Below are 25,364 nucleotides of genomic sequence, written 5' to 3' on the forward strand. Positions count from 1 at the left end.
TGATTATCCGCTAGCGGAAAACCACCGTCTTGGTGCCGTTGATGAGGACGCGGTCGTCCAGGTGGGCGGCCAGGCCGCGGGCGAGGCAGGTCGATTCGAGGTCGCGGCCGGCGGCCACGAGCTCCTCGGGGCTGTGCGCGTGGTCGACGCGGGCGACCTCCTGCTCGATGATCGGGCCCTCGTCGAGGTCGGCGGTGACGTAGTGGCAGGTCGCGCCGATGAGCTTGACGCCGCGCTCATGAGCCTGGTGGTAGGGCTTGGCGCCCTTGAAGCTCGGCAGGAACGAGTGGTGGATGTTGAGGATCTTCCCCGGGAGCTTCGCGCAGAAGTCCGAGGACAGGATCTGCATGTACCGGGCCAGGACCACGGTGTCGATGCGCTCCTCCTCGATCAGGTCGAGGATGCGCTGCTCCTGGACGGCCTTGCCCTCGACGCCGACCGGCAGGTAGTGGAACGGCACGCCCGAGGAGGCGGCGAGGTCGGCCCAGTCGGGGTGGTTGGAGACGACCGCGGCGGCCTCGCCGTGGAGGGCGCCGATGCGGAAGCGGTACAGCAGGTCGTTGAGGCAGTGCCCCTGCTTGGAGGCCATGATGAGGACGCGGCGCTTGACGGCGCGGTCGTGCAGCTGCCAGTCCATGCCGAACTCGCGGGCGATGTCGGCGAAGCCCACGGCCAGCTCGTCGCGCTGCGCGGCCGTCCTGAACTCGACGCGCATGAAGAAGCGACCCGATCCGTGCTCGGAGAACTGCTGGGAGTCCTCGATGTTGGCGTCGCGGCGGGTCAGGAAACCCGAGACGGCGTACACGATGCCGAGGCGGTCGGGGCACGAGAGCGTGAGCACGAACTGGCTGGTCATCCCACCAATGATACGGAGCGGCCCGAGCGGGCGGCCATCGACTTCCGTCACGGACGGGTTGTCACGGGGTGTCGCATTTCGACCTGATCGGCGCCGCGGCAGGGGCCGGACAAGGAGGAAGGGCGGACTCTTTCGAGTTCACCCTTCGACCTTCATTATAACTCACTCGGCGTGATTGTCAAGTAACGCTAAGCGCCGATCGCCGCGTTCGTCTGCTCGATGAACCCGGCGGTGGTCTCCTCGACGGAGGTCTGGTCGAACAGCAGGGTCTCGTACAGGCCCAGCATGATGTCGGCCACACCGCCCGCGCCGACCGGCGGCACCGGCGGGCCCTCGACCAGGTCAGGAGTGAGCGCCGCGATGAAGTCGGCGGCCAGCGCCTGGTCGGGCGGGAGCATCGGCAGGACGCGATCGCGCTGCGCCGTGTTGGACGGCAGGCCCCGGTCGCCGAGCATGAGGTCGATCGAGGCGTCGTCGTTGAGCAGGAAGTCGACCAGCTTCGCAGCGGCCTCCTGGTCGGAGGTGGACCGGGCGATCGACCAGAACATGGCCGACTTGAGGTACATGCCCGGCTGCGTGCCGGCGGACTCGCCCGGGATGCGCAGGAGCACGAGGTCGCCGCCGAGCACCTTCTGGATGGCGCCGACCTGGTTGGTCCAGTAGAACTCGGTGACGCCGGTCCCGGTCGCCAGCGGCGCCTGGTCCTGGCCGGCCGCGTAGGCCTCGACGATCTGGCTCGCCCCGGGGGTGGCCCCGGCGTCGCGCAGGTCGATCACCATCTGCCACCACTCGTTCATGGTGGCCTCGCTGAAACCGAGTTCGCCTTCGGGGGTGTAGAGGCTCTCCCCCTTCTGGCGTGCGAACACGTTGAACAGCGACTCGTTGTTGAACGAGATGCCGGAGTTGCCGATCGCGTCGCCGCCGTTGGTGACGTCGATGACGAACTGCTTGAAGTCGTCCCAGGTCCAGGCCTTGTCATCGGGCATGGCGACGCCCGAGGCCTCCAGGAGGACCGGGTTGACCATGAGGCACAGCGAGTTCAGACCCGTGGCGATGCCGTAGGTCTCGCCGTTGAGCTGCCCCGCCTTGATGGCGGCCTCGTCGATGTTCGACAGGTCGATGCCGATGTCGTCCAGCGCCAGGAGGGCGTTCTTGTCCGCGTAGTCGCGCAGGTAGCGCTCGTCCTGCTGGAGGACGTCGGGCGCGTTGTTGCCGGACACCGAGACGTTCAGGGCGTCCCAGTAGGCGTCGAACTCGTTCGGGCTCGGCTTGATCGTGACGCCGTCGTTCTTCGCGAGGAAGGCCTCGATGATCTTCTGGGTGTACTCGTGGCGCGGGTCGGAGCCCCACCACCAGAAGTCGAGCTCGCCGTCGCCTTCGGCACCGCCGCCGCCGTCGCCGTTGCCGCAGGCCGCGAGGAGGGGTGCGGAGGCGGCGCCGAAGATCCCGGCCTTGGCGAGCGTTCTCCGAGAGACGCCCGAGGGGTTGGATGACTGCATTGTCGTGGTCCTTTCAGGACTTTCGTGAGGGCTGTTTGCCGGTTTACTTGATACCGGTGGTGGCGATACCCCGGACGAGGTAGCGCTGGCCGGCGAGGAAGAACCCGAAGATCGGGCCAAGAGCCACAATAGACATCGCGAAGAGCGCGCCCCAGTTGGTGGTGCCCGTCGAGTCCATGAACAGGCGCAGCGCCAGCGGGACCGTCTGGAGGTCGACGTCGCGCAGGTAGATCAGCTGCGAGTAGAAGTCGTTCCAGGTCCAGATGAACGTGAAGATCGCGGTCGTCGCCAGCGCGGGCATGCACAGCGGCATGATGACGCGCAGGTAGGTGCCCCAGTAGCCGCAGCCGTCGATCGAGGCGGCCTCGTCGAGCTCCTTGGGCAGGCCGCGGATGAACTGGACCATGAGGAAGACGAAGAACGCGTCGGTCGCCAGGAGCTTGGGCACGATGAGGGGCCAGAAGGTGTCGACCCAGCCGAGGTTGTTGAACAGGATGTACTGCGGGATGATCACGACGTGGATCGGCAGCATGATGGTGCCGAGCATGACCGCGAAGAGCATGCCGCGCATGGGGAACCGCAGCCTGGCGAAGGCGTAGGCGGCCATGGAGCAGGAGACCAGGTTGCCGAGGATGGACCCGGCCACGATGAGCATCGAGTTCCAGATGTACTTCTCGAACGGGTGCGGCAGGGCGTTCCAGCCCTCGGCGTAGTTGCCCCATTCCCAGGAGGACGGGAGGAGCCCGGGGTCGGCGAAGATCTCGTCGATCGGCTTGAGGCTGGCCGAGAGCATCCACAGCAGCGGGTAGATCATGACCATCGCGGCGGCGATGAGCACCAGGTGGAAGACGAAGCGCTTGAGCCCGACGGTGGCGGGACGCTGCTTGGCGCGCGGCCTGGGCGGCGCGGGGGTCGGAGTCTCAGTCATTGTCGCCATAGAACACCCAGAATTTCGACATCAGGAAGTTGAGCGCGGTGAAGATCGCGATGATGGCCAGCAGGAGCCAGGCGATGGCCGAGGCGTACCCCATGTCGAACTGGGTGAAGCCCTGGTCGTAGAGGTACAGCGTGAGGAACATCGTGGAGTCGGCCGGGCCGCCCTTGCCGCTGGAGATGATGAACGCCTGCGTGAAGGACTGGAACGAGTTGATGATCTGCAGCACGAGGTTGAAGAAGATGATGGGGGTCAAGAGCGGCAGGGTGACGCTCACGAAGCGCTGCATGACGCCGGCGCCGTCGATCTTGGCGGCCTCGTAGTACATGGTGGGGATCTGCCGCAGGCCCGCGAGGAAGATGATCATCGGTGAGCCGAAGGTCCACACGTGCAGGATGATCAGGGTGCCGAGGGCGTAGTCGGGGTGGGAGACCCAGCCTTCGCCCTGAATGCCGAAGAGGGCGAGGACCTGGTTGACGAGGCCTTCGGTGCCGAACACCTGCCGCCACATGATGGCGATGGCGACCGAGCCGCCGAGCAGCGAGGGCAGGTAGAAGATCGAGCGGTAGAACGCCATGCCGCGCAGGCCGCGGTCGAGCACGATCGCGAGGAGGAGCGCGGCGGCGAGCTGCAGGGGCACCGACACGAACGTGTAGACGGCGGTGACCTTGATGGCGTTGGCCAGGCGCGGGTCGTCGAACATGCGCGCATAGTTCTCGCCGCCGACCCATTCGCCGTAGCCGAGGCTGTAGTCGGTGAACGAGAGGTAGAACGAGGCGATCATGGGCCCGATGGTGATGGCCAGGAGGCCGATCAGCCACGGCGACAGGAAGCTCAGCGCGGCCCACCGCTCGCGGGAGCGGATGGACGCGCCGGTCCTCCTGCGGGCCCGTTCGGGGCTCGGCGGGGGGCCGGAGGCGGCGGGCCCGGGGGGTGCTCCCGAGCTGCGCTGCTTCGGGCGCACCACAGCGACATCGTTGTCGGTCATAAGGTTTTGGGACCTTTCGGAGGGGGTTGGCTCCTAGATCACATCAGGCTATGCAACCGCTTGCCTCTTGTCAATGCCTGTACTTAAATTCCCGAATATCTTTCGGGTCGCGGCCCCGAATCGTTACCGTAGTGCGATTCCGCTGCTCCCGCAACGGAACGCGGCCCGCCCGGAATTCCGGGCGGGCCGCTGGTTCCCCAGTGGATGGTCCTTCAGCGGACGCCGGCGGGCGACCGCTCCTCAACGGCGGCAACCGAGTCGTCGCCCTCCTTGATGCCGTACTTGGAGTAGAGCCGGCCGAGCGGGCCCGGGACCCACCAGTTGGCGCGGCCCAGGAGGCGCATCGTGGCGGGCACGAGCAGCATCCGCACGACCGTGGCGTCCAGGAAGATCGCGATCGCCATGCCCAGGCCGATCATCTTCATGAAGGTGATGCCGCTGAAGGCGAACGCGCCCACCACCACGATGAGGATCAGCGCCGCGGCGGTGATGATCGAGCCGGTGGCCTGCATGCCGCGCAGCACGGCGGTGCGGTTGTCGGCCCCCTTGTCCCATTCCTCCCGCACCCGCGAGAGCAGGAAGACCTCGTAGTCGGTGGCCAGGGCGAAGAGGAGCGCGATCATGAGCAGCAGGTTCGACGGGTCGATGAAGCCCGAGGGGGTGAAGCCCAGCGGGCCCGACAGGTGGCCCTCCTGGAAGATCCACACCACGATGCCCAGCGCGGCGCCGAGCGAGACGGCGTTCATCAGGACCGCCTTGATCGGCAGCACGATCGAGCCGAAGGCCAGGAAGAGCACCACCATGGTCACGATGACGATGTAGCCGAGCATGTAGGGCAGGCCCTCGCCGATCGCGTCGAGCATGTCGACGCGGTCGGAGGCCCCGCCGGTCACGTACAGGTCGGCGCTGCCGACCTCGATGCCGCGGGCGTCCTCGATGAGGGTGCGGGCCTCGGCGCTGAACGGGTCGAGGTCGTAGAGGACGTCGAGGAGGGTCGCGTCGTCGTGGGGTTGGGCCGCGGGCACCACGTCGTCGACGTTGTCGAGCTCCAGGAGCGCCGCAGTGGCTTCGGCGGCCGCATCTTGGCCACCGGTGACCATGACTTGGAACCGTTCCTCTTCCCCGCCGGGGAAGTCGGCGGCGATGGTCTCGGTGACGACGCGGGACTCGGCGTCCTTCGGCATGTCCCGTTCGTCGACGCCGCCGAACTGGACGCCGAGGATCGGGCTGGCGAGCAGCGCCATGAACGCGAGGACCGGCAGCAGCACGAGCACCGGGCGGCGCATCACGCCGGCCGCGAGACCGTGCCAGAAGCCAGTGTCGGTCTTGGGCTCCTTGTTCTTACGCCAAGGCAGGCGGCCCTTGTCGACGCGGTGGCCGAGCAGGTAGAGCAGCGCCGGGAGCGCCACGAGCGCCGAGAGCATGGCCACGCCGACCGCGGACATGACGCCGTAGGCGATGCCGTGCAGGAACGGCACGTCGACCAGGAGCAGGCCGCCCATGGAGAGGACGATGATGACGCCCGAGACCATCACGGTGCGACCGGCGGTGGCGACGGTGTTGAGCACGGCGCGGCGCTTGTCGCGCCCGGCCGCGAGTTCCTCCCGGAACCGGCGGAGCACGAACAGCGAGTAGTCGATGGACATGCCGAGGCCGATGATGGTGATGACGTTGGCCGCGAAGACCGAGACGTCGGTGAACTCGGTGATCACGCGGGTGATCGCGAAGCCGCCGAGGATCGACATGCCGCCGATGAGCAGCGGCAGCGAGGCGGCCACGAGCGCGCCGAAGACCACGATCATGATGAGCAGCAGGATCGGCATCGAGATCATCTCGGCGATCTCGAGGTCGTGCTGGACCTGCTCGTTGAGGTCGGCGAAGATCGCGGCGCCGCCGCCGAGGGAGACGGTGAGGTCGCCGGTGTCCCCGGCGTCCCGCAGCTGGTCTTCGATGGCTTCAAAGGACTCGGCCTGGGCCTCGTCGGAGGCGCCGGCGAGCGAGACGGCCGCGTAGGTCGCGTGCCCGTCCTCGGAGACGAACGACGGGAGCTGCGTGTCGTAGTACGAGGTGACGCTCTCGACCTCGTCGATGTCGTCGATGTCGGCGACGGCGCTCTCGACGGCCGCGGCGAATGCCGGGTCGTCCGCCGTCATCGTCTCGGACTCGTACAGGACCACGACTTCGGCGCCGGTGGAGCCGAACTCCTCCTCGATCGCCTCGGCGTCGCGCACCGACTGCGAGTCCTGGGAGACGTAACCGCCGTCCGTGAACTCGTCGAAGACGCCGAGTCCCCAGGTCGCGCCGATCGCGAAGACCGCGATGATGCCTGCGACGATGAACCAGCGGGCCTTGATGACCGCTCTGCCTAGCAGGGAGTACATGTGCTTCTCCAGAAAAGGTGAGGCGTTGACCGCTGGTGCGCGAGGGGCGCCTGGCGGTAGGATAGTGATCGTTGATTAATTTGCTAACAGTGTTCACTCTATAAACGCCCATTGAAAGAGTCAACACCGTTAACCAAGTTGTAGCCTGAGGAGAGCAGTGACCTCGAACACCGCGGGAGGCCCGTCCCGTCGCGAGCGGATGCGCGCCGAGACGATCGCCGAGATCAAGGCGAGCGCCAGGGGCCAGCTGCTGCAGCACGGGCCGAGCGGCATCTCCCTGCGAGCCATCGCCCGCGAGGTCGGTGTCACGCCCGCCGCGCTGTACCGGTACTTCGACAGCCTCGACGCGCTGCTCATCCAACTCGTCTGCGATCTCTACGACGAACTTATCGCCGCCACGCGCACGGCGATGGACGAAGCGCCGTCCGACGCGCACCTCGAACGGATGAAGGCCTGGGTCTGGGCGTTCCGGGCCTGGTCAGTGGGCAACCGCCGCGAATTCGAACTCATGATCAGCTATCCCGAGGGCAACAGCGCGATGTCGATCTGCGCCGACCCGACGACCATCGACGCCGGCGACCTCGACCCGGTGACCCTCAAGTCGATGGAGCACGCCCAGCTGTGCGGGCACGAACTCGCCGCGTTCTACCGCCAGACCGAGGGCGCGGGGTTCGAGTTCGGCTCGGTCACCCTGCCCGAGATGTCCGAAGGGCTCCAGCAGGAGCTCATCGAGAGCTGCTCGGCGATGATCATCGGCGAACGCCTGCCCCTGTCCTGGGTGTTCGCGTTCACTTCCGCCTGGGTGCGGGTGTTCGGCCTGGTCACCATGGAGGCGTTCGGGTCCCTGCCCGTGCAGCAGAACATCGACGAGTTCTACAAGGCCCAGATCAAGTCCATGCTGCGCGACTTCGGCATGGAAGAGTGAACGGCCGGACCCCACCGGTCCGGCCGTTCCCGAAATCCTGATCGAAGGCCTCAGGCCTCCGCGTCGGCATCCTCAGCGCGAGCGCTCCTACTCAGCTCAAGCATCCTCAGCGCGAGCGCTTCGGATGTCGTGCCCGACGCTCGTCATGCACTTGCCGGACTTGAGGTTCCACTTCCAGCCGTGCATCTGGCAGGTGAGGACCCCCTCTTCGACCTTGCCGAACACCGAGAGGTCGGCCTTGAGGTGCGGGCACCGGCGCTGGAACTGCCAGCCCTGCACCGTGATGTCCTCGTCGTCGGGGCGCTGCTCGGCGTACCAGCCCTCGGCGTACTGCAGGCGCTCCTCGGAGAGGCACTTGAAGAACGCGTACACGTACTCGTTGTACTGGCCGATGCGCGCCGCGGTGAAGCGGCACGAGAGGAACAGCGAGTTGACCCAGTCGACCTCGCGGATGTGCAGCAGGTGCTCGATGAGGCGCCGCTCGGTGCGGAACCGGTAGCGGACCTTCGCGCCGTCGTCGTGGTAGATCTTGCGCTCGAGGAAGTCGAAGACGATCGACTCGACCACCTGGTCGGAGTCGGCCGCCGTGAGGTCGAAGCGGACGGGGCCGCCGATGCCCGTGGCGATGTGCTCGGCCGACTCCATGAGCGGCTCGATGCGCTCGCGCAGGGTCTCCAGCACGTCGATCTCCGGGTGCGACCAGGAGGCCTTCTCCGCTTCGAGGCGCGGCTGCATCCGCTCCTTGTACTCGTCGAGGTGCTGCTTCTTGTTCTTGAACCACTCGCGGATGTCGTCGACCGGGTGCTCGACCGAGGCTGAGCCGTCGGCGCTGATCTCGGCCACGGAGCCGGGCAGCAGGATGATGTTCTGCTTGCGGCCCTGCTCCTCCAGCCACTCCACGTAGGACATCTGGTCGGGGAAGATGTTGCCTTCGTCGCCGAACACGTCGTTGAACTGGTACAGCGAGTCGTCGAGGAAGCAGGGCGGGCCGGCGATCGGGAAGACCCAGTCGCCCTTGACGTCGTCGATGTAGCGCAGCGAGCGGTCGAAGCCGCGCTCGCGCTTCTGCTTGCCGAAGGCGCGCTTCGCGTTGTCCGGCAGCTCGTAGACCATCGGGAACCAGATCGCGCCCGAGAACTGCAGCAGGTGGGCGTGGATCTTGCCGTGCTGCAGGAACACGCCCATGTCCGTGGGGCGGGCGTCGTTCTGGTTGAGCATGCGGGTGCCGTCGGCGTCCTCGACCCACAGCGACGAGTCGCCGATCGGGCCGTCCGTGGGGCTCGTGAGCGCCTGGATCATGACCTTGACGCCGCCGGGGAGCTCCACGATCTCCTCGGAGACGGTCTTGATGAACTTGTGGAAGCCCAGGGCCCGCAGCTCCGACTCCAGCTCCGCGGTGGGGTACTCCGGCAGCAGGACCGTCGTGTCCTTGCTGATGTGCTCCGAGAGGTTCTCCTCGTCGAAGTGGTCGCGGTGGAGGTGCGAGACGTACAGGTAGTCGGCCTGCCCGAGCGTGTCCCAGTCCAGCTGCGAGTTGTCGGGGAAGGGGAACCACGAGGCGAAGTAGGCGGGGTTCACCCAGGGATCGCACAGGATCGACCCCGCGGCGGTCTCGATGAACATGCTGGCGTGGCCAGTACCGGTGATTCGCACAGTGACCCTTCCGGACAGGAGGACGACGACGCCTCAACTCTACAAGTCACAGCATCGACGGGGCCCGGACGTTCGGGCTTGTGGCGTGGGAGACTGTGGCCGAACAACGAAGAGCTCGGAGGAAGTCACATGGCCGCAGAAGAGCAGGTGCTCTCGCCCGCGCAGCGCAAGCCCACCAGCCGCAAGGCCCTGTACACCGCGCTGAGCGTCGCCATCGTCATCAACCTGGCGTACCTGTTCGGCAACCACCAGGGCTGGATCGAGGACGTCTTCATCGGCATCACCGTCGTGGTGCTCCTCAGCGTCATCGTCTCCGACGCCTGGATGCGCAAGACCGGCCTGCGCTAGGCACCGCCCCGGCGCGCCCGGGGCCTCGAACATACGAAAAGCAGTGGGCGGGTCCGCGATCGCGGACCCGCCCCTTTCCGTGCTCTGCTAGTGCATCATGCCGCGGCGGGCGAACATCTCGCGCACCTCGCGCAGCGCCGAGTCCACTTCGGCTTCGAAGTACCCGCCCTGGACCAGGGAGAACTGGCTCGTGTCGAGTTCGCGGTCCGAGAGCGGGACCGGGTTGCGCCCGGTCATCGCCGCGGAGACCGCGTCGAACATCTGGTCCACCTGGCTGGGGTCGTAGCCCGAGCCGAAGCGTCGCGGCTGGAAGGCCCGGCGCATCTGCTCCAGGCGCTGCACGTCGTCCGGGGTGAACGGGGAGTCGGACGCCCGCATCTCGGTCGTCATCTCCTCGCGGCCGTGCCGGCCGGGGGCCTCGAACGCGCCGCGGCCCTCGTACGGGTTGCGGCGGCCGAAGTCCGGCGGGGTGGCCGCACCGCGCGGGGCGCTCGGCTGACCGAACCCTGCGGGGTCGGGAGGAGGTACGGGCGGGGCGCCCTGCGGGCCGCCCTGGGGTCCGAAACCGTGGTCGGCGGGGCCGGGAGGCGGTCCGGCGGGGGCGCCGAAGCCGCCCGTCGGCTCGTGCTGCGGACCGCGGTCGAAACCCTGCTGCATCGGCGGGCTCGGTGCGGCCGCGCGGCGGCCGTAACCGGTGTCCTCCTGCGGCTGCTGACCGTTCTGCTGTCCAAAACCGCCCTGGCCGTAGTCGCGGCCGCGCGGGGCACCGCCGTACGGGTCGGACTGCTGCGGTTCGGGGCGGCCCATCGGGTTCTGGCCCATGCCGTTCACGAGGCTCTGCGGAATCGCCTGAGTCGGCGCCGCGGGCGGCATCGGCTCGGGTTCGGGCTGGTTGTAGCGCCCGGCCTGCGGGATCGCGCCGGAGGGCGGGCCCTGGTGGCCGCCCTGCATGGGCGGCTGGGGCATCGGGGGCTGCTGCGGCACGCCGCGGCGGCTCCCGGTGTCGCTGAACTCGTCGTCGTAGGCCGCGCCGAACCCGGGAGCGGGCTCCGGAGCGGGCCGCCGGCCCTGGCCGTAGACGCCGGTCTGGGCGTCGTTCTGGCCGAATCCGCCGGGCGCGTCGTTCGGCGCGCTCTGCTGGCCGAAACCACCGCCCGGGGCGTCGTTCTGCGCGAACGGGCCGGGAATGTCGTTCGGCTGGCCGAAACCACCGGCGCGCCGCGGGTCGGACTGGAGCGGGAGCTGCTCGGTGGCGCCGTGCGGGATCGGACCGGCCTGCGGGCCGTCGTGCATCGGCATCCCGGCGCGGGGCACCGCCTGCGTGGGCGGGGCGAAGTCGCCGCGCACCGGCTCGGGGCCGCGCGGGGCGCCGTACTCATTGCCGAAACCGCTCGGCTCGGGAGCGCCGTACTCATTGCCGAAAGCAGCAGGTTCAGGGGCTCCGTATCCAGCAGGTTCAGGCGCGCCGTACTCGTTGCCGAACCCGGCGGGTTCAGGGGCGCCGCCGCGCGGGCCGAAGCCGTTGCCGCCGCGCTGGCCGCCGAAGTCGCCCTGGCCGGGGCCGAACTCGTCGCGGGGCGGACCGAAATCGCCCAGGCCGCCGCGTCCGAAGTCGCCTTGCCCGGGGCCGAAGTCGTTCGGGCCGCCGCGGCCGAAGTCCTGGCCGGCGCCGTTGCGCTTGGCGCTGAGCCCTTGGTCCGCTCCGCTGCGCTGCGCGAACGGATCATCATAGTCGTCGTCGGGGGGACCGGCGAGGAAGCCGAAGCCCTCGTCGTCGCCGCCGCGCAGGTCGCCGAAGCCCTCGTGGTCGGAGGGCGGGGGGACCGCCGCGCCGCGCGAGGCGCGTCCGCGGCCGACCGGTTCGGGGGTGGGAGGCGGTGGCGCCATCTCGCGGGCGGCCATCATCTCGTGTGCGGGGATCGCTTGCGTCGCAGCCGGAATGACCTGCGTCGCCTGGGGTTCGGGGGCGCGTCGCGACCCGGGGGCCGCCTGCATGGGCGGGGCCGGTGCGGCATTGACCTCGGCCTTCCCGTAGTCGGGGGCGGGGGCGGTGCCGAGAACGCCGCGCTCCTCGAGTTCGGCGAGCTGGCGCGCGACCCGGTCGAGGTAGACGTCCACCTGCCACTCGTCGTACCCGCCGAAGCGGACCCTGAAGACGACGTCGTCGACCTCGTCGGCCGACACGGGGCTGCCCACCGGCTCACCGGCGAGGGTCGCCTCGACGCGGTCGAGGAACGCGTCGACCTCATCGACCTTGTAGCCCCGGCTCAACGCCCGGCGCCGGAACCGGTCACCATGACTCGCCACTACCAAGCCACCCTTCTCCGCCTAATCCTCGGCGCCGGAGGCGCCGAGAGGCTTCGCTCCGGCGCGACCGGGCGTGCCGGCCTCCCGGACCGAAGCGGCCAGCTGCCCGCACGCGCCGTCGATCTCTTGGCCGCGCGTATCGCGCACCGTCGTGGACACACCCGCGGCCCGCAGCCGCCGTACGAACTCCGCTTCGACCGGCTTGGGACTGGCGTCCCAGCGGCTTCCCGGAGTCGGGTTCAATGGAATCAGGTTGACGTGCACGAGTTTGCCCGCGAGCAGCTTCCCGAGGAGGTCCGCCCGCCAAGGCTGGTCGTTGACGTCCCTGATCATCGCGTACTCGATCGAAACACGACGTTTCGTCACCCGAGCGTACTCCCAGGCCGCGTCGAGCACTTCGGCGACCTTCCAGCGGGTGTTGATGGGGACGAGCTCGTCGCGCAGCTCGTCGTCGGGGGCGTGGAGCGAGACCGCCAGCGTCACCGGCAGGCCCTCCTCCGAGAGCTTCTTGATGGTGGGCACCAGGCCGACCGTGGAGACGGTGATGTTGCGGGCCGAGAGCCCGATCCCGTCCGGCACGGGGCCGGTGATGAGGTGCAGGGCGCTTTTGAGGCGGGCCCAGTTCGCGAGCGGCTCGCCCATGCCCATGAACACGATGTTCGAGAGCCGTCCCAGGCCGCGCTCCTCGGCCAGCCGCGCGGCGGCGACCACCTGGTCGACGATCTCGGCGGTGGTGAGGTTGCGGTCGAGGCCGCCCTGGCCGGTGGCGCAGAACGGGCAGGCCATGCCGCAGCCGGCCTGCGAGGACACGCACGCGGTCACCCGGTCCGGGTAGGCCATGATGACGCTCTCGACGAGCGCGCCGTCGTAGAGGCGCCACACGGCCTTCACTGTCCTGCCGTCGTCGCACGAGTCGACGCGCACCGGGCTGAGGAGCTGCGGGAGCAGCGCCTCGCCGATGGCCTCGCGCGCGGCGGCGGGCAGGTCGGTCATGAGGGACGCGTCGCCGACGTGGCGGCCGAAGTACTGCTGGCGCAGCTGCTTGGCGCGGAAGGCGGGCTGCCCGATCTCGGAGAGAACGGACTGGCACCCGGCCAGATCGAGGTCGGCGAGGTGTCGCGGCGCAGCCTTGCGGGGGCGCGGTTCGGTCAACGTGAGTGCTACAGACATGTCACGACCTAGTCTCGCATGACAGGACCGGAACCCGCCAACCCCGGATCATGGAATTCACCCCGGGCCCTCCTTCAACGGATACACCAATCAGGACACATCACCCGAGCAGGTAACGGAACCACACGTAAGCCACTGGGGCGACCATGAGGATCGAGTCGAGCCGGTCCATGACCCCGCCGTGGCCGGGAATGAGATTGCTCATGTCCTTGATGCCGAGGTCCCGCTTCAAGAGCGAGACGGACAGGTCCCCCAACGTAGCGGCCAGCGCGACGCACACGCCGAACGCCACGCCCAACGGGAAGGGCACGTCGAAGAACAGCCACAAAGTGACCGAACCGCCTATGGCGGCGGCCACGACAGACCCGCCGAGGCCCTCCCAGGACTTCTTGGGGCTGATGCGCGGGGTCATCTGGTGGCGCCCGAACAGGACGCCGGCGGTGTAGCCGCCGGTGTCGGAGCAGACGACGGTGAACAGCGCGATGATGACCTGCGCGGCGGCGCCGTCGATCCAGCGCGCCGAGTCGTTGTCGCCGTTGGCCAGCAGCATGATGAACCCGGCCAGGAACGGGACCTGGACGAGCAGGAGCGCGGCGGCGGCGGTGTCGGTGCGGTAGCCGGTGGCGCCTTCGGAGAGGCGCCACACGAACAGGGCGGCCACGCCGACGGCGGTGCCGAGCAGCAGGCCGGTGGCGCCGCCGAACCAGGCGAGGACCACGATGAGCGCGCCGGCGGCGGCCAGCGGGATCACCGGGACGTTCCGGCCGCCCCTGCGCATCGCGGTGCCGGTCTCCCAGCAGGCGACGCCGACGCCGATGACGGCGACGCCGAGGAAGGCGGTGGGCCAGATGAGGAGCGAGGCCAGGACGACCGCGGCCATGCCGAGCCCGGCGCCGATGGCGACGGGGAGGTTGCGGCCGGCCTTCGGCGCGCGGTCGTCGGGGTCGGTCTCGGCGGCGCCGGGCCCTCGCCCGTCCGGCGACGGTTGCGGGCGACGGCCGGGCGAACCGTCGGGAAGGGCGTTCATCAGATCTCGAGCAGCTCAGACTCTTTGGAGACCATGAGCTCGTCCACGTTCTTCACGAAGCGGCCGGTGAGGTCGTCGAGCTCCTTCTCGGCCGAGTGGCCTTCGTCCTCAGAGGCCTCGCCGTCCTTGACGAACTTGCCGATCTCGTCCTTGGCCTTGCGGCGGACGTTGCGGATGGCGATCTTGGCGTCCTCGCCCTTGGTCTTGGCCACCTTGATCATCTCGCGGCGGCGCTCCTCGGTCATGGGAGGCAGGTTGAGGCGCAGCTGAGTGCCCTCATTGGAGGGGTTGACGCCGAGGTTCGAGTTGCGGATCGCGTCCTCGATGTCCTTCATCTGCGAGGCGTCGAAGGGCTTGACGATGACCATGCGCGGTTCGGGGATCGCGATGGAGGCGACCTGCGGGATGGGGGTGGGCGCGCCGTAGTAGTCGACGGTGATCCGGTTGAACATTGCGGAGGAGGCGCGGCCGGTGCGGATGGCGGCGAATTCCTCCTTGGCGTGCTCGATGGCCCGCTCCATCTTCTCCTCGGCTTCGAGGAGGGTGTCGTCAATCACGGCTTTCTCACATTCTCTCGCGGCCTGACAGCACTTCTGACCGTACCGTCCCGGCGGCGTGGCTCGGTGGCGTGGATGCATCGGACGCGGCCGGTCCCGTGCGGGCGGCCGGCGTCCGCGGGTCAGTCCTCGGCGGCGTGGATGAGGGTGCCGAGCTGTTCGCCGATGATGGCGCGGCGGAGGTTGCCGTCGTCGTCGGCGCCGAAGACGAGCATCGGCAGGGCATTGTCCTTGCAGAGGCTGAAGGCGGCCTGGTCGACGACCATGAGCTCGCGCTTGAGTGCCTCGTCGAAGGTGATGTCGTCGAGCCGCTGGGCACCGGGGTCGGTGCGCGGGTCGGCGGTGTAGACGGCGTCGACGCCGTTCTTGCTGACGAGCACGACCTGCGCGCCGATCTCGAGGGCGCGCTGGGCGGCGACGGTGTCGGTGGAGAAGTAGGGCATGCCCGCGCCGGCGCCGAAGATGACGACGCGGCCCTTCTCGAGGTGGCGGATGGCGCGCAGCGGCAGGTACGCCTCGGCGACCTGGGCCATGGCGATGGCGGTCTGGACGCGCGTGTCGACCCCTTCCTTCTCCAGGAAGTCCTGGAGGGCGAGGCAGTTCATGACGGTGCCGAGCATGCCCATGTAGTCGGCGCGGGCGCGGTCCATGCCGCGGCGCTGGAGTTCGGCCCCGCGGAAGAAGTTGCCGCCGCCGACGACGATGGCCACTTGGACGCCCGCGGCGACGCCGGCCGCGATCTGGCGCGCGACGGCTTGGACGACATCGGGGTCGACGCCGACGGCGCCGCCGCCGAAGGCCTCACCGGACAGTTTCAGCACGACCCGGCGGTACGTGTCTTGACTCATGGCACTCCCCTGCTCTGACGTGACCCTGGCGGCTGCGCTGCCGTTGACCGTACTGCCCGCGTCCGGCCGTGCTCGCTCCGGCCGCTGTGGCGGCCTCGCGCGCGAGGGTGCGGGCGCTGCTTTCCCCGGGCATGGAACGGGGCGGCGGCCTGCGCCGCCGCCCCTTCCCATGCTTACGGCTGGAGCCAGTGTAGTCCGCGTATGCGGGCTACTCGCTACTCCAGGCCGACTTCGTAGCGGATGAAGCCGGTGACCTCGGTGCCCGCCTCGGCGAGCACCTGGGACACGGACTTCTTGTTGTCGAGGACCGAGGTCTGCGAGAGCAGGGCGAAGTCACGGAAGTAGGCGTTGACCTTGCCTTCCACGATCTTGTCCCAGGCGCGCTCGGGCTTGCCCTCTTCCTTGGCGGTCTCGAGTGCGACGCGCTTCTCGGCCTCGATGACGTCGGCCGGGACCTCGTCGCTGGTGAGGTACTTCGGACGCATCGCGGCGGCCTGCATGCCGACCTGGCGGGCGGCTTCGGCGTCACCGGTGTACGAGACGATGATGCCGACGGCCGGCGGGAGGTCGGCGGCCTTGCGGTGCATGTAGACCGCGACGTCGCCTTCCAGCGAGCCGACGCGCCCGAGGGCGATCTTCTCGCCGAGCTTCACCGATTCCTCGGCGATGACCTCGGCGACGGCCTTGCCGTTCAGCTCGGCCTTGGCGAAGGCCTCGGCGTCCGCGGGGCGGACCTCGTCGGCCAGTTCGACCAGCGTCTGGGCGAGTTCGATGAACGCGCCGTTCTTGGCGACGAAGTCGGTCTCGCACAGCAGCTCGAGCAGCGTGTTCCCGGACTGCGCGACCAGGCCCTGGGCCGTGGTGCGCTCGGCGCGCTTGCCGACGTCCTTGGCGCCCTTGATGCGCAGGGCCTCAAGGGCGGCGTCGTAGTCGCCGTCAGCCGCTTCGAGGGCCTTCTTGACGTCCATCATTCCGGAGCCGGTGGCTTCCCGGAGCTTCTTGACGTCAGCCATCGTGAAGTTGGCCATTGCTCCCCTTCTTACTTCTCGTCTTCGACGGTCTTCTCGCCGGACGGCTCGACGACCTTCACGGAGTCTTCGGTGTTCTCTGCGGCCTCGACAGCGGCCTCGGTGACCTCGGCGGCCTCGGGCGCGTCGGTGGAGAGCAGTTCCTTCTCCCAGTCGGCGAGGGGCTCGCCCTCGCCCTTCTCGACCTGGCCGCCGGAGCGGGCCAGCAGGCCTTCGGCGACACCGTCGGCGATGACCTTGGTCAGCAGGGCGACGGAGCGGATCGCGTCGTCGTTGCCGGGGATCGGGAAGTCGACCTCGTCGGGGTCGCAGTTGGTGTCGAGGATCGCGACGATCGGGATGCCGAGCTTGCGGGCCTCGTCGACGGCGATGTGCTCTTTCTTGGTGTCGACGATCCAGATCGCGGCCGGGGTCTTCTCCATGTCGCGGAGGCCGCCGAGCGTGCGCTCGAGCTTGTCCTTCTCGCGCATGAGCTGGAGCATTTCCTTCTTGGTGCGGTTGGCCGCACCGTTGGCCTCGATGATCTCGAGTTCCTTGAGGCGCATGAGGCGCTTCTGGATCGTCTGGAAGTTGGTGAGCATGCCGCCGAGCCAGCGGTGGTTCACGAAGGGCATGCCGACGCGAAGGGCCTGCTCGGAGACGGCCTCCTGGGCCTGCTTCTTGGTGCCCACGAAGAGGACCTCGCCGCCTTCGGCGACGACGTTCTTGACGAAGTCGTGGGCCTTGATCGCGAAGTCGACCGACTGGCGCAGGTCGATGATGTAGATGCCGTTGCGGTCGGTGAGGATGAACCGCTTCATCTTCGGGTTCCAGCGACGGGTCTGGTGACCGAAGTGCACGCCGCTCTCGAGGAGCTGACGCATAGTGACAACCGACACGGTTGTGTTCCTTTCGTTCCCTGGTTCATTCGCGGGAGGCGCCCGAAGTCCGGGCGTCCCGCGCCTGGCGCTCGCCTCCGGCGATCTGCAACCGGGAAGTCCCGGACCTGGGAGATCGCTAGGGCCGGACCGCATCCGTCGCAGTGCGCCCCAGTGGGGCGTGCGATGGAGGTCGGGCCGCGGCGAGCGCGCGAAGTCGGTGCAGGGCACAAGGGCCCCGTACCGCTCCGATCAGTGTACTCAAAGCCCGGTGCGCACCACGAACGCGGTGGACCGCAGTGACAGAGGCAATCGCCGCACACGCCGAACCGCATCCGCCGAAACACCCACCGAGCCCGGCATCCGATGAACCGGATGAGCAGGTGGCGACCGGCAGCAACGAAGTTATCCACAGGCAGAAAACTTTTTGTGGCCGGAACCGGGCACCTCGGCCAGCATTGAGTCATGCGACAACTACACAACGCCATGGTCATTAGTCTCATCACCGCATCGCTCCTGGCCGCTGCGGCCGTCATCGCCCCCACGATCGCGAAGGCCGAACCGCCGGCCCCCGAACAAGCCGCCACGCGGCCCGACTCCCCCGGCCCCTGGCACTCCCCGGTCGGCACCCTCGACCTCCTCACCCGCTTCGACCCGCCGCCCGAACCATGGCTCGCGGGCCACCGCGGCGTCGACCTCGCCGCGGGAACCGGCCTGCCCGTCACCGCCGCAGGCCCGGGCACCGTGGTCTTCGCCGACGAGCTCGCCGGCCGGGGCGTGGTGAGCATCGTCCACGACAACGGACTCCGCACCACCTACGAACCGGTCGAACCCCTCGTCACCGCGGGCACCGTGGTCACCGCCGGCCAGACCATCGGCCACCTCCAACCCGGCCACGCCTCCTGCCCCGACCAGACCTGCCTGCATCTCGGCCTCAAGCGCGGCCCGCTCTACCTTGACCCGATGCTCCTGTTCGGCGCGGGCAAGGTCCGCCTGCTCCCGCGCCCCGGCCGAACGGAGGACCGGCCGTGAACCCGACCGCCGCCGCCACCGCGCCACCGGCGCGGCTCCACGAGACCCCGCCACCGCTGCCGGAGCCGGCCGTGAACCTGCGGCGGCTCAGCCCGCATCAGCTCGGGCGGCTCGGCGAGCAACTCGCCGCCGCGCACCTCCAGCGCGACCGGATGCAGATCCTCGCCCGCAACTGGCGCCATCGGCTCGGCGAACTCGACCTCATCGCCCGCGCCGCCGACACCGTCGTCTTCTGCGAGGTCAAGACCCGCCGCTCCGATCGGTTCGGCGGCCCGCTCGGCGCGGTCGACGGCGAGAAGCTCCACCGGATCGAGCAGCTCGCCCGCGCCTGGCTCAAGCAGCACTGCCGCACCGACCAGCCCTGGCGGATCGACCGCCTCGCCCTCACCGTCACCGGCCGGCGGCGACTCGCACTCGAACACCACCAAGGGAACCGCCATGGGTTACGCGCGCACCAACACCGTCTGCATGATCGGCGCGATCGCCGTCGCGGTCACCGTCGAAGCCTCGGTCTTCAAGTCCTCCGCGAAAGGCGCGGACACGGTCCGCATGTCGGGCCTGCCGGACAGCGTCGTGAACCAGGCGCAGACCCGCGTCCGCTCCGCGATGGCGAACTCAGCCCTGCGGTTTCCGGACAAGTCCGTGTCCGTCAACTTCGGTCCGGCGTCGATGCCGACCACCGGCTCGGCGGCCGACCTCGCGCTGGCGCTCACCATCATGTGCGCCGACGACACCCTGCCGGTCGAGAAGCTGAACGACACGGTCCTGCTCTCGGAGCTCGGCCTCGACGGCAGTCTCCGGGCCGTGCCCGGCACGCTGCCGGCGCTCATGGAGGCCCGGAAGTGCGGCATGCGCACGGCGATCGTCTCACCGGAGAACGCCGCCGAGGCCTCCCTCGTCGACGGCCTCGCGGTCTACGCCCCGCGCGACCTGGCGACGCTCGTGGCCTGGTTGTTCGGCCAGACCACGCTCGACCCGGTGATGCGAACGGCACCTGACGCACCGCCGCGGCTGCCGGACCTCGCCGACGTGCGCGGCCAACCGACCGCCCGCCGCGCCCTCGAGATCGCGGCGGCCGGAGGCCACCACATGCTGATGGTCGGCCCCCCGGGCGCGGGCAAGACGATGCTCGCCGAGCGCCTGCCGTCGATTCTTCCCCCGCTGACCGACGCCGAGGCCATAGAAGTGACCTCACTGCATTCGCTTCGAGGCCGCTTCTCCGGAGGCGCGGCGACGCTGATGCGGCATGCTCCCTTCGAAGCGCCGCATCATTCGATCACCATGCAGGCCTTGGTGGGCGGCGGCAGCGGTCACGTGGGCCCGGGCTCACTGGCCCTCGCGCATCGGGGCGTGTTGTTCGTCGATGAAGCGCCCGAATGGAAGCGGTCGGTCCTGGACTCGTTGCGCCAGCCCTTGGAGAGCGGCGAGGTGCGCATCAGGAGAGCGAACACCTCGATCTGCTACCCGGCCAAGGTCATCCTGGTCCTGGCGGCCAACCCCTGCCCGTGCGCGCCGAACAAACCGTACGACTGCACTTGCACGCCGCAGGTGAAGCGCGCCTATCTGCCGAGGATCTCGCGGCCGCTGATGGACCGGATCGACCTCAGGGTGGACCTGCCCGCGGTGCCGCCCTCGGCGATCCTGGCCGAGCTGTCGGAGGCCGAGTCGTCTGAGCAGGTGGCGAAGCGGGTGGCCCGGGCCAGAGAGGCGGCCACGACACGGTGGTCCGAGGCGGGTGAGGGATGGCAGTGCAACAGCGAGGTCCCGGGGCCGGCGCTGCGGTCGGCGCGGTGGCGGCTGCCGCCACCGGTCAGGAAGAGCGTCGACGACCTGCTGATGAAGGAGCGGATCACCGCCCGCGGCTATGACCGCATTCTGAAGCTCGCATGGACGATCGCCGATCTGCGAGACCACGACCGCCCGACGCCGGAGGACATCACCGTCGCCAGCGAACTGCGCATCGGCTACACGCTCAGCTGATCAGCACGACTCACGACCCACGACCCACGACCCACGACCCACGACCCACGACCCACGACCCACGACGACCGACACCGCCGCCCAACTCCCCCAACGACATCGACACACCCGATATCAACCCAATATCAAAGGAGGCATCGTGACGAATCTGCCCGACGACCCTCGCCTCGCCCTCATGCTCTTGTCCTCCATGGTCGAGCCGGGCGATGCGGAACTTGACGATCTCCTAAGCGAGATCGGCCCGATCGAGGCGGTCAAGCGACTCTGGGAGGGCGAGGTTCCCGAACGGCTGCGGCGTCTCACGAGCGCGATCGTCTCGTGCACCCACGATCCGGCGGCCCGGGCCGCCGACATCGCTGCCGCCACTAAGGAGTGCGGCGCTCGCGTACTGATCCCCGGCGACCCCGGTTGGCCCGAACAGCTCCGCGATCTGCTGCTCGTCTGCGACGCCGACGAACCGCACGTACGACCGCCCCGCTGCCTCTGGGTGCGAGGCGACCAGGATCTGGCCCACTTGTGCCGGCGCTCCGTGGCGATCGTCGGGTCGCGAGCCGCGACCGAGTACGGCCAGCATCTCGCAGACGACCTCGCGGCGGAGCTGACCGAGGCGGGCTGGACGATCGTCTCCGGCGGCGCCTTCGGCATCGACAGGGCCGCGCATCTCGGTGCCCTGGCTCGAGGCGGATCCACGGTCTCGGTCCTCGCCTGCGGCGTCGAGCTGCCCTATCCGAAGGGCAACCACTCAATGTTCAACCTCATCGCCGAACGGGGCCTGATCGTCAGCGAATGGCCGCCGGGGACCACGGTCATGAAGCACCGCTTCCTGACCCGGAACCGGGTCATTGCGGCGCTGACCGCAGGCACGGTGGTGATCGAGGCCGCCCACCGCTCCGGTGCTCGGAACACGGCCCGGTACGCGGCCGAGCTCGGCCGCGTCCTGATGTTCACCCCGGGCCCGGTGACCTCCTCCATGTCGGCAGGCGCCCACCAGCTGGCAAGGGAGCCATGGGAAGCGCGGCTGGTCACGCGCGCCGAGGAAGTGATCGAGGACCTGACGGGCATCGGAGGGCCCCTGGCGACACCGCCCCCGACCCAGCGCCGTCCCTTCGACCGCTTGACGGAGATCGAGGCCCGCCTGGTCGAGTCCCTGCCGAGGGGTTACGTGGTCGAGACGACCCGCCTGGCTGCCGCCGCCGGAGTCCCTGCGGAGATCGCAGCCGAGACACTCGAACGTCTCCTCCAAACCGGCTGGGTCGATCGCATCGACAACCGCTGGCGTCTCGCGAGAGGGGGTCCATCCTGACAGCGAGCCGAGCCCGCGCCCCTCCGCACACCGGCACCGGCACCAACTGGACCGAAAGCTCAGAGACCTTAGGACGAAAGGAGAACGCACACGCCCCACCTCCAAGCGCCGCCGGCGCGCGACCCGGCAGCACGACCAGTCCGTTAATGCGGTGCGCACCGCATCCGAGAACTAGGGGTGGGTGGGGTGGGGGCGGGGGGGAGGGGCCCCGATCGGGCGGGTCAGCAGAGGGCGCGGTGGCCGTCGCTCGGGTAGTCGACCACGACCATGCGCGGGTTCTCGAGTTCGGGGAGCGGGGCCCAGCATTCGTAGACGCCGCGTTCGACGCAGGTCGCGTCGGTGGCCATGATCGATTCGAGGTCGGGCTGGCTCAGCCGCACGCGGACCCAGTCCTCGTTGCGGCCGAGCGCGAGGACGTCGATGTCGCGCCAGCGCGCCCGCGTGTGGAAGCGCTGCGGGCGGGTCACCGGGCTGCGGCTCGTGGCACCGCGGGCGAAGACGCTGAAGCCGTGGCCAGGGTCGGCGGTCACCGGGACGCGTTCGCCTTCGTGCTCGCCCACGAGTCCGGCGTGGACGGACGGGTTGGTGCGGAAGAGGGCCCGGCCGGTCTCGAGGCCGGGGATGCGGTTCACGAGGTCGCGGTGCCGGGCGCCGGCCATGCGGTCCCACACGTGGGTCTGCGGCTGGTACTGGAACAGGGAGATCTCCGAGCCGTCGGCCGTGTACGCGAGGATCTCGGCGCGCGCGGTGAGCGGCAGGTCGGCGAACCCCGTGGTCGCGAACTCGGGGATGAGGTGGGTGCCGCTGGGGAGGAATCCGGTGCCGAGGATCATCGATCCGCGTCGTTCGCGTCCGGGGACGCCGACAAGGCCGGGGAAGTTGGCGGCTTCGGTGCTCTGGTAGTCGCAGGCGCAGATCGCCTTCCAGCGCAGGGCGAACGAGGTGTCGCGGGCGTCGTCCGGGTCGCCGGAGAGCACCACGCGGTCGTCGGGGGTGCGCAGGTGGGCGACGTCGAATTCGCGGAAGCACACGCCGCTGACGACGGGGGCCGAAGTGAGCTGCCGGGCGACCTGGTGGCGGCTGAGCGGCTTGATCATGCGGGTGCCGACCGTGACGAACGCGGTGGCGCGCGCGGCGGAGACGAGTGCGCGTTCGGCGGGGCCGATGCGCGGGTTCTGGCTGTAGCGGTGGACGGTGGCGGCGTCGACGCCGGGCATGACCGGGATCGCCAGCGGGGCGACGCCGGCGAGCAGCAGTTCGCCCCCGGGGCTGGTCACCTCGGAGGCGTGCACGAATCGGTGGAAGGCGTTGCCGCTCGCGTGGAATCCGTCTTCACGAGTGTCCGAATAGATCTCGAATGCGGCGCCGCCCGCGATTGCTCGCGCCCGGTATCGCCGTTCGTGCCAGACGATTTCAGTGGTGCCGGTCGGCGCGGCTGGTGGTGCCTGCATGACAGAGAGTTTACGTAAACGGGTGAACATCTCGGTGAACCGAAGGTGAACACCCGCTTCTCTACACCCGCCTAGCTGGGATCACACCGTCTCCGTGACCTTTTTGAGGCCTCTTGGGGCGTCGGGGTTCTCGCCGCGCTCGATCGCGAGATGGAGTGCGAGTTGTTGCAGCGGAAGGATATCGAGGAGGGCCGCGAATCGTTCGTCGACGGCGGGGGTGGCGAGTCGGGCGGTCTGGCCCGGGACGTCGGCGGCGCCGACGACGACCACGTCCGCGCGCTGCTTGCCCAGTTGCGTGAGGACGTTCCACATTGCATGGCCGCCGGGGCCGGAGCCGACGACGGCGAGCACGGGCACGCCCGGGTCGGTCATGGCGAGGGGGCCGTGGAGGAGGTCGGCGCCGGAGAACGCGAGCGAGGGGAGGTAGGAGGTCTCCATGAGTTTGAGCGCGGTCTCGCGGGCGGTGGGGTAGGCGTAGCCGCGGCCGGTGGTCACGAACCGGGAGGCGAAGCGGTAGCGGCCGGCGAGGTCGGCGGCGTCGGTGTCGGCGAGGACGCCGCGGGCGAGTTCGGGGAGTTTGCCGATCGCGGTGGCTTCGGCGGCGTCGAGGCGGCCGGTGCCGGTGCGGATGCCCTCGATGAGGAGCAGGAGGGTGAGCAGTTCGGCCGTGTAGGTCTTGGTGGCCGCGACGGCGCGCTCGTGTCCGGCGCGGACGTCGAGGTGGAGTTCGGCTTCGCCGGCGAGGCGGGAGTCGGGGTTGTTGGTCACGGCGAGGGTGAGGGCGCCGGAGGCGCGGGCGGCGGCCAGGACCTGGGCGAGGTCGGGCGAGCCGCCGGACTGGGAGACGGCGATGACGAGGGAGTCGGACCAGTCGGGCCGGGCGTCGTAGACGGTGACGACGGAGGGGCTGGCGAGACTGGCGGGCAGGCCGAGGCGGATCTCCGTGAGGTAGGCCGCGTAGAGGGCGGCGTGGTCGGAGGTGCCCCGGGCGGTGAAGACCACCGAGCGCGGGCGCCGTTCGGCGATGACCGCGGCGATGCGGGCGATCTCGGCGGCGCCGTGGTCGAGCACGTCGGCGTAGACGCCGGGCTGCTCGGCGATGTCGGCGGCCATGCCTTTGCCGTGCTCGGTGCTGGCGTTGTCGGTGGCGCCGACCTGGGGCTGGTTCACTTGACGCTCCTTGTGAAACGGGTACCGCTAAAATATTAAACAAACTTTTATAATGAAGCGTAGTCGACCGTCACCACGCGCGTCCACCGCATTGGGCCCTTCCGGCACTCCCGTGTCCGCATCTCCAACCCTGCTACGACTCGGAGCGGTCGTCAATGAAGTGTGTCCACTGCCCTCCGTACAGCCGCGCAGGTGCCGGTAAGGTTGACCCCTGAATTCCCGACCATCGAGGAGGAGCCGTGGCGAAAGCAGCCCGCAAGCGCAAGTCGCGTAAGAAGAAGTCCGCTAACCACGGGAAGCGCCCGAACAGCTAGCGCGTGGCGGGGCAGGCGGCCGAGGCCGCGACTGCCCCGCAGATCGCACTGGACACCCGGCGCAGAACGAGAATTGCCCACATGACCGAAGCGCCGCGCGTAGCGCGCGAGCAGCAACAGCCGAGCACCCGAGAGCGGATCCAGCAGACCGCGATCGCGCTCTTCAGCGAGCACGGCTACGAGCACACCTCTCTACGGGAGATCGCCGAGCAGCTCGGCGTCACCAAGGCCGCGCTGTACTACCACTTCAAGACCAAAGAAGACATCGCGGCGAGCTTCTTCGACTCCTACGCGGAGGACCTGGACCGCATCTGCGACTGGGGCGAGACCCAGCCGCGGACGCTCGACACCCGCACCGAACTGCTGCGCCGCTATGCGGAGGTCATCAGGGCCCACGTGCCGGTGCTCAGGTTCATGCAGAACAACCAGGCCGCGCTCACGCGCCTCGACCGCATGTCGGTCTTCCGGCTGCGGCAGCGGCGCCTGCACGCGCTGCTCGTCGAGTCGGACGCACCGCTCATCCACCGCCTGCGGGCGTGGGACGCGATCACGACGCTCTACAGCAACTGGATCACCTACCCGCGCGTGGACGACTCCGACGACGAGGTCCGCGAGGCATCGCTGCAGATCTCCATCGGCATGGTCCGGGCCAACGCGGCAGAGGATCCGGCCGCCTGACGACCCGCTTCGGAGCGGTAGTACCTCAACGCAGTCGGGCCCGAACAGCACCAGGGCG

At 69.1% G+C, this 25,364-nt stretch carries 21 protein-coding genes and 1 pseudogene; 7 read left to right on the forward strand and 15 right to left on the reverse strand.

Features of this window, described 5'->3' with window-relative positions; genetic code table 11:
- Positions 1 to 10 precede the first annotated feature (10 nt).
- The 5 genes from purU to AB0I03_RS18615 all read right to left on the reverse strand — a co-directional run bounded on the left by purU (position 11) and on the right by AB0I03_RS18615 (position 6,658).
- Positions 11 to 856: a formyltetrahydrofolate deformylase gene (gene purU, locus AB0I03_RS18595; protein ID WP_360414313.1), complete on the reverse strand. Its 846-nt coding sequence runs from the start codon at positions 854 to 856 to the stop codon at positions 11 to 13.
- 188 nt (positions 857 to 1,044) lie between these two features.
- Positions 1,045 to 2,355, reverse strand: coding sequence for an ABC transporter substrate-binding protein (locus AB0I03_RS18600; RefSeq protein ID WP_360414316.1), 1,311 nt, complete (start codon positions 2,353 to 2,355; stop codon positions 1,045 to 1,047).
- 43 nt (positions 2,356 to 2,398) lie between these two features.
- Positions 2,399 to 3,175 (reverse strand): carbohydrate ABC transporter permease, encoded by a 777-nt coding sequence (locus AB0I03_RS18605; protein ID WP_360414497.1) that lies wholly within the window; start codon positions 3,173 to 3,175, stop codon positions 2,399 to 2,401.
- Between the two features lie 100 nt (positions 3,176 to 3,275).
- Positions 3,276 to 4,277, reverse strand: a complete 1,002-nt coding sequence (locus AB0I03_RS18610) for a sugar ABC transporter permease (protein ID WP_360414319.1) — start codon at positions 4,275 to 4,277, stop codon at positions 3,276 to 3,278.
- A 212-nt stretch (positions 4,278 to 4,489) separates the two neighbouring features.
- Complete coding sequence (locus AB0I03_RS18615) at positions 4,490 to 6,658, reverse strand: MMPL family transporter (protein ID WP_360414322.1); 2,169 nt, start codon at positions 6,656 to 6,658, stop codon at positions 4,490 to 4,492.
- 157 nt (positions 6,659 to 6,815) lie between these two features.
- Here AB0I03_RS18615 and AB0I03_RS18620 point away from each other — a divergent pair, with 157 nt between their 5' ends.
- Entirely contained in the window at positions 6,816 to 7,583 is a 768-nt protein-coding gene (locus tag AB0I03_RS18620) for a TetR/AcrR family transcriptional regulator (RefSeq protein ID WP_360414325.1), read from the forward strand.
- A gap of 96 nt (positions 7,584 to 7,679) precedes the next feature.
- Here AB0I03_RS18620 and AB0I03_RS18625 read toward each other — a convergent pair whose 3' ends face one another.
- On the reverse strand, positions 7,680 to 9,236 hold the full coding sequence (locus AB0I03_RS18625) for a Rieske 2Fe-2S domain-containing protein (protein WP_360414328.1): 1,557 nt from the start codon (positions 9,234 to 9,236) through the stop codon (positions 7,680 to 7,682).
- Positions 9,237 to 9,365: 129 nt separating this feature from the next.
- Here AB0I03_RS18625 and AB0I03_RS18630 point away from each other — a divergent pair, with 129 nt between their 5' ends.
- Positions 9,366 to 9,584: a hypothetical protein gene (locus AB0I03_RS18630; protein WP_360414331.1), complete on the forward strand. Its 219-nt coding sequence runs from the start codon at positions 9,366 to 9,368 to the stop codon at positions 9,582 to 9,584.
- A gap of 87 nt (positions 9,585 to 9,671) precedes the next feature.
- On the opposite strand, the gene AB0I03_RS18635 is transcribed toward AB0I03_RS18630, so the two are convergent.
- The 7 genes from AB0I03_RS18635 to rpsB all read right to left on the reverse strand — a co-directional run bounded on the left by AB0I03_RS18635 (position 9,672) and on the right by rpsB (position 17,399).
- On the reverse strand, positions 9,672 to 11,891 hold the full coding sequence (locus tag AB0I03_RS18635) for a DivIVA domain-containing protein (protein ID WP_360414334.1): 2,220 nt from the start codon (positions 11,889 to 11,891) through the stop codon (positions 9,672 to 9,674).
- 21 nt (positions 11,892 to 11,912) lie between these two features.
- A complete protein-coding gene (gene rlmN, locus AB0I03_RS18640; protein WP_360414337.1) occupies positions 11,913 to 13,061 on the reverse strand; it encodes a 23S rRNA (adenine(2503)-C(2))-methyltransferase RlmN in 1,149 nt (382 codons plus the stop codon).
- A gap of 100 nt (positions 13,062 to 13,161) precedes the next feature.
- Complete coding sequence (locus AB0I03_RS18645; RefSeq protein ID WP_360414340.1) at positions 13,162 to 14,088, reverse strand: phosphatidate cytidylyltransferase; 927 nt, start codon at positions 14,086 to 14,088, stop codon at positions 13,162 to 13,164.
- Positions 14,088 to 14,645, reverse strand: coding sequence for a ribosome recycling factor (gene frr / locus AB0I03_RS18650; RefSeq protein ID WP_360414343.1), 558 nt, complete (start codon positions 14,643 to 14,645; stop codon positions 14,088 to 14,090). Before frr ends, AB0I03_RS18645 begins: the two co-directional genes overlap by 1 nt.
- A gap of 122 nt (positions 14,646 to 14,767) precedes the next feature.
- The gene (pyrH, locus tag AB0I03_RS18655) at positions 14,768 to 15,493 is read right to left on the reverse strand and encodes a UMP kinase (RefSeq protein ID WP_360414346.1); all 726 of its coding nucleotides are present in this window, start codon (positions 15,491 to 15,493) and stop codon (positions 14,768 to 14,770) included.
- 215 nt (positions 15,494 to 15,708) lie between these two features.
- Positions 15,709 to 16,521 (reverse strand): translation elongation factor Ts, encoded by an 813-nt coding sequence (tsf, locus tag AB0I03_RS18660; protein ID WP_360414349.1) that lies wholly within the window; start codon positions 16,519 to 16,521, stop codon positions 15,709 to 15,711.
- Positions 16,522 to 16,532: 11 nt separating this feature from the next.
- On the reverse strand, positions 16,533 to 17,399 hold the full coding sequence (gene rpsB / locus AB0I03_RS18665) for a 30S ribosomal protein S2 (RefSeq protein ID WP_360414352.1): 867 nt from the start codon (positions 17,397 to 17,399) through the stop codon (positions 16,533 to 16,535).
- A 465-nt stretch (positions 17,400 to 17,864) separates the two neighbouring features.
- Between rpsB and AB0I03_RS18670 the strand changes: the two genes are divergently transcribed.
- The 4 genes and pseudogenes from AB0I03_RS18670 to dprA all read left to right on the forward strand — a co-directional run bounded on the left by AB0I03_RS18670 (position 17,865) and on the right by dprA (position 21,693).
- Positions 17,865 to 18,410, forward strand: a complete 546-nt coding sequence (locus tag AB0I03_RS18670) for a M23 family metallopeptidase (protein WP_360414500.1) — start codon at positions 17,865 to 17,867, stop codon at positions 18,408 to 18,410.
- Positions 18,411 to 18,562: 152 nt separating this feature from the next.
- Positions 18,563 to 18,781, forward strand: a pseudogene (locus AB0I03_RS18675) (YraN family protein); the annotation flags it as partial.
- Between the two features lie 67 nt (positions 18,782 to 18,848).
- Positions 18,849 to 20,390, forward strand: a complete 1,542-nt coding sequence (locus tag AB0I03_RS18680; protein ID WP_360414355.1) for a YifB family Mg chelatase-like AAA ATPase — start codon at positions 18,849 to 18,851, stop codon at positions 20,388 to 20,390.
- Between the two features lie 139 nt (positions 20,391 to 20,529).
- A complete protein-coding gene (dprA, locus tag AB0I03_RS18685; RefSeq protein ID WP_360414358.1) occupies positions 20,530 to 21,693 on the forward strand; it encodes a DNA-processing protein DprA in 1,164 nt (387 codons plus the stop codon).
- A 221-nt stretch (positions 21,694 to 21,914) separates the two neighbouring features.
- Here the strand turns inward: dprA and AB0I03_RS18690 are convergent, their stop codons facing one another.
- Together AB0I03_RS18690 and AB0I03_RS18695 are read right to left on the reverse strand one after the other, a co-directional pair.
- On the reverse strand, positions 21,915 to 23,144 hold the full coding sequence (locus AB0I03_RS18690) for a hypothetical protein (protein ID WP_360414361.1): 1,230 nt from the start codon (positions 23,142 to 23,144) through the stop codon (positions 21,915 to 21,917).
- Positions 23,145 to 23,225: 81 nt separating this feature from the next.
- Complete coding sequence (locus AB0I03_RS18695) at positions 23,226 to 24,257, reverse strand: SIS domain-containing protein (protein WP_360414503.1); 1,032 nt, start codon at positions 24,255 to 24,257, stop codon at positions 23,226 to 23,228.
- A gap of 452 nt (positions 24,258 to 24,709) precedes the next feature.
- Between AB0I03_RS18695 and AB0I03_RS18700 the strand changes: the two genes are divergently transcribed.
- Positions 24,710 to 25,306: a helix-turn-helix domain-containing protein gene (locus AB0I03_RS18700; protein WP_360414364.1), complete on the forward strand. Its 597-nt coding sequence runs from the start codon at positions 24,710 to 24,712 to the stop codon at positions 25,304 to 25,306.
- The last annotated feature ends 58 nt before the right edge of the window (positions 25,307 to 25,364 follow it).

The organism is Glycomyces sp. NPDC021274, assembly GCF_040641195.1.
Classification (GTDB): Bacteria; Actinomycetota; Actinomycetes; order Mycobacteriales; family Micromonosporaceae; genus Glycomyces.

Excerpts from the sequence above, each read along its gene's own strand:
- purU (WP_360414313.1), bottom strand. The coding sequence starts at position 856 with ATGACCAGCCAGTTCGTGCTCACGCTCTCGTGCCCCGACCGCCTCGGC.
- AB0I03_RS18600 (WP_360414316.1), bottom strand. The coding sequence starts at position 2,355 with ATGCAGTCATCCAACCCCTCGGGCGTCTCTCGGAGAACGCTCGCCAAG.
- AB0I03_RS18605 (WP_360414497.1), bottom strand. The coding sequence starts at position 3,175 with ATGGTCATGATCTACCCGCTGCTGTGGATGCTCTCGGCCAGCCTCAAG.
- AB0I03_RS18610 (WP_360414319.1), bottom strand. The coding sequence starts at position 4,277 with ATGACCGACAACGATGTCGCTGTGGTGCGCCCGAAGCAGCGCAGCTCG.
- AB0I03_RS18615 (WP_360414322.1), bottom strand. The coding sequence starts at position 6,658 with ATGTACTCCCTGCTAGGCAGAGCGGTCATCAAGGCCCGCTGGTTCATC.
- AB0I03_RS18630 (WP_360414331.1), top strand. The coding sequence starts at position 9,366 with ATGGCCGCAGAAGAGCAGGTGCTCTCGCCCGCGCAGCGCAAGCCCACC.
- rlmN (WP_360414337.1), bottom strand. The coding sequence starts at position 13,061 with ATGTCTGTAGCACTCACGTTGACCGAACCGCGCCCCCGCAAGGCTGCG.
- AB0I03_RS18645 (WP_360414340.1), bottom strand. The coding sequence starts at position 14,088 with ATGAACGCCCTTCCCGACGGTTCGCCCGGCCGTCGCCCGCAACCGTCG.
- pyrH (WP_360414346.1), bottom strand. The coding sequence starts at position 15,493 with ATGAGTCAAGACACGTACCGCCGGGTCGTGCTGAAACTGTCCGGTGAG.
- tsf (WP_360414349.1), bottom strand. The coding sequence starts at position 16,521 with ATGGCCAACTTCACGATGGCTGACGTCAAGAAGCTCCGGGAAGCCACC.
- AB0I03_RS18670 (WP_360414500.1), top strand. The coding sequence starts at position 17,865 with ATGGTCATTAGTCTCATCACCGCATCGCTCCTGGCCGCTGCGGCCGTC.
- AB0I03_RS18680 (WP_360414355.1), top strand. The coding sequence starts at position 18,849 with ATGGGTTACGCGCGCACCAACACCGTCTGCATGATCGGCGCGATCGCC.
- AB0I03_RS18690 (WP_360414361.1), bottom strand. The coding sequence starts at position 23,144 with ATGCAGGCACCACCAGCCGCGCCGACCGGCACCACTGAAATCGTCTGG.
- AB0I03_RS18695 (WP_360414503.1), bottom strand. The coding sequence starts at position 24,257 with ATGGCCGCCGACATCGCCGAGCAGCCCGGCGTCTACGCCGACGTGCTC.
- AB0I03_RS18700 (WP_360414364.1), top strand. The coding sequence starts at position 24,710 with ATGACCGAAGCGCCGCGCGTAGCGCGCGAGCAGCAACAGCCGAGCACC.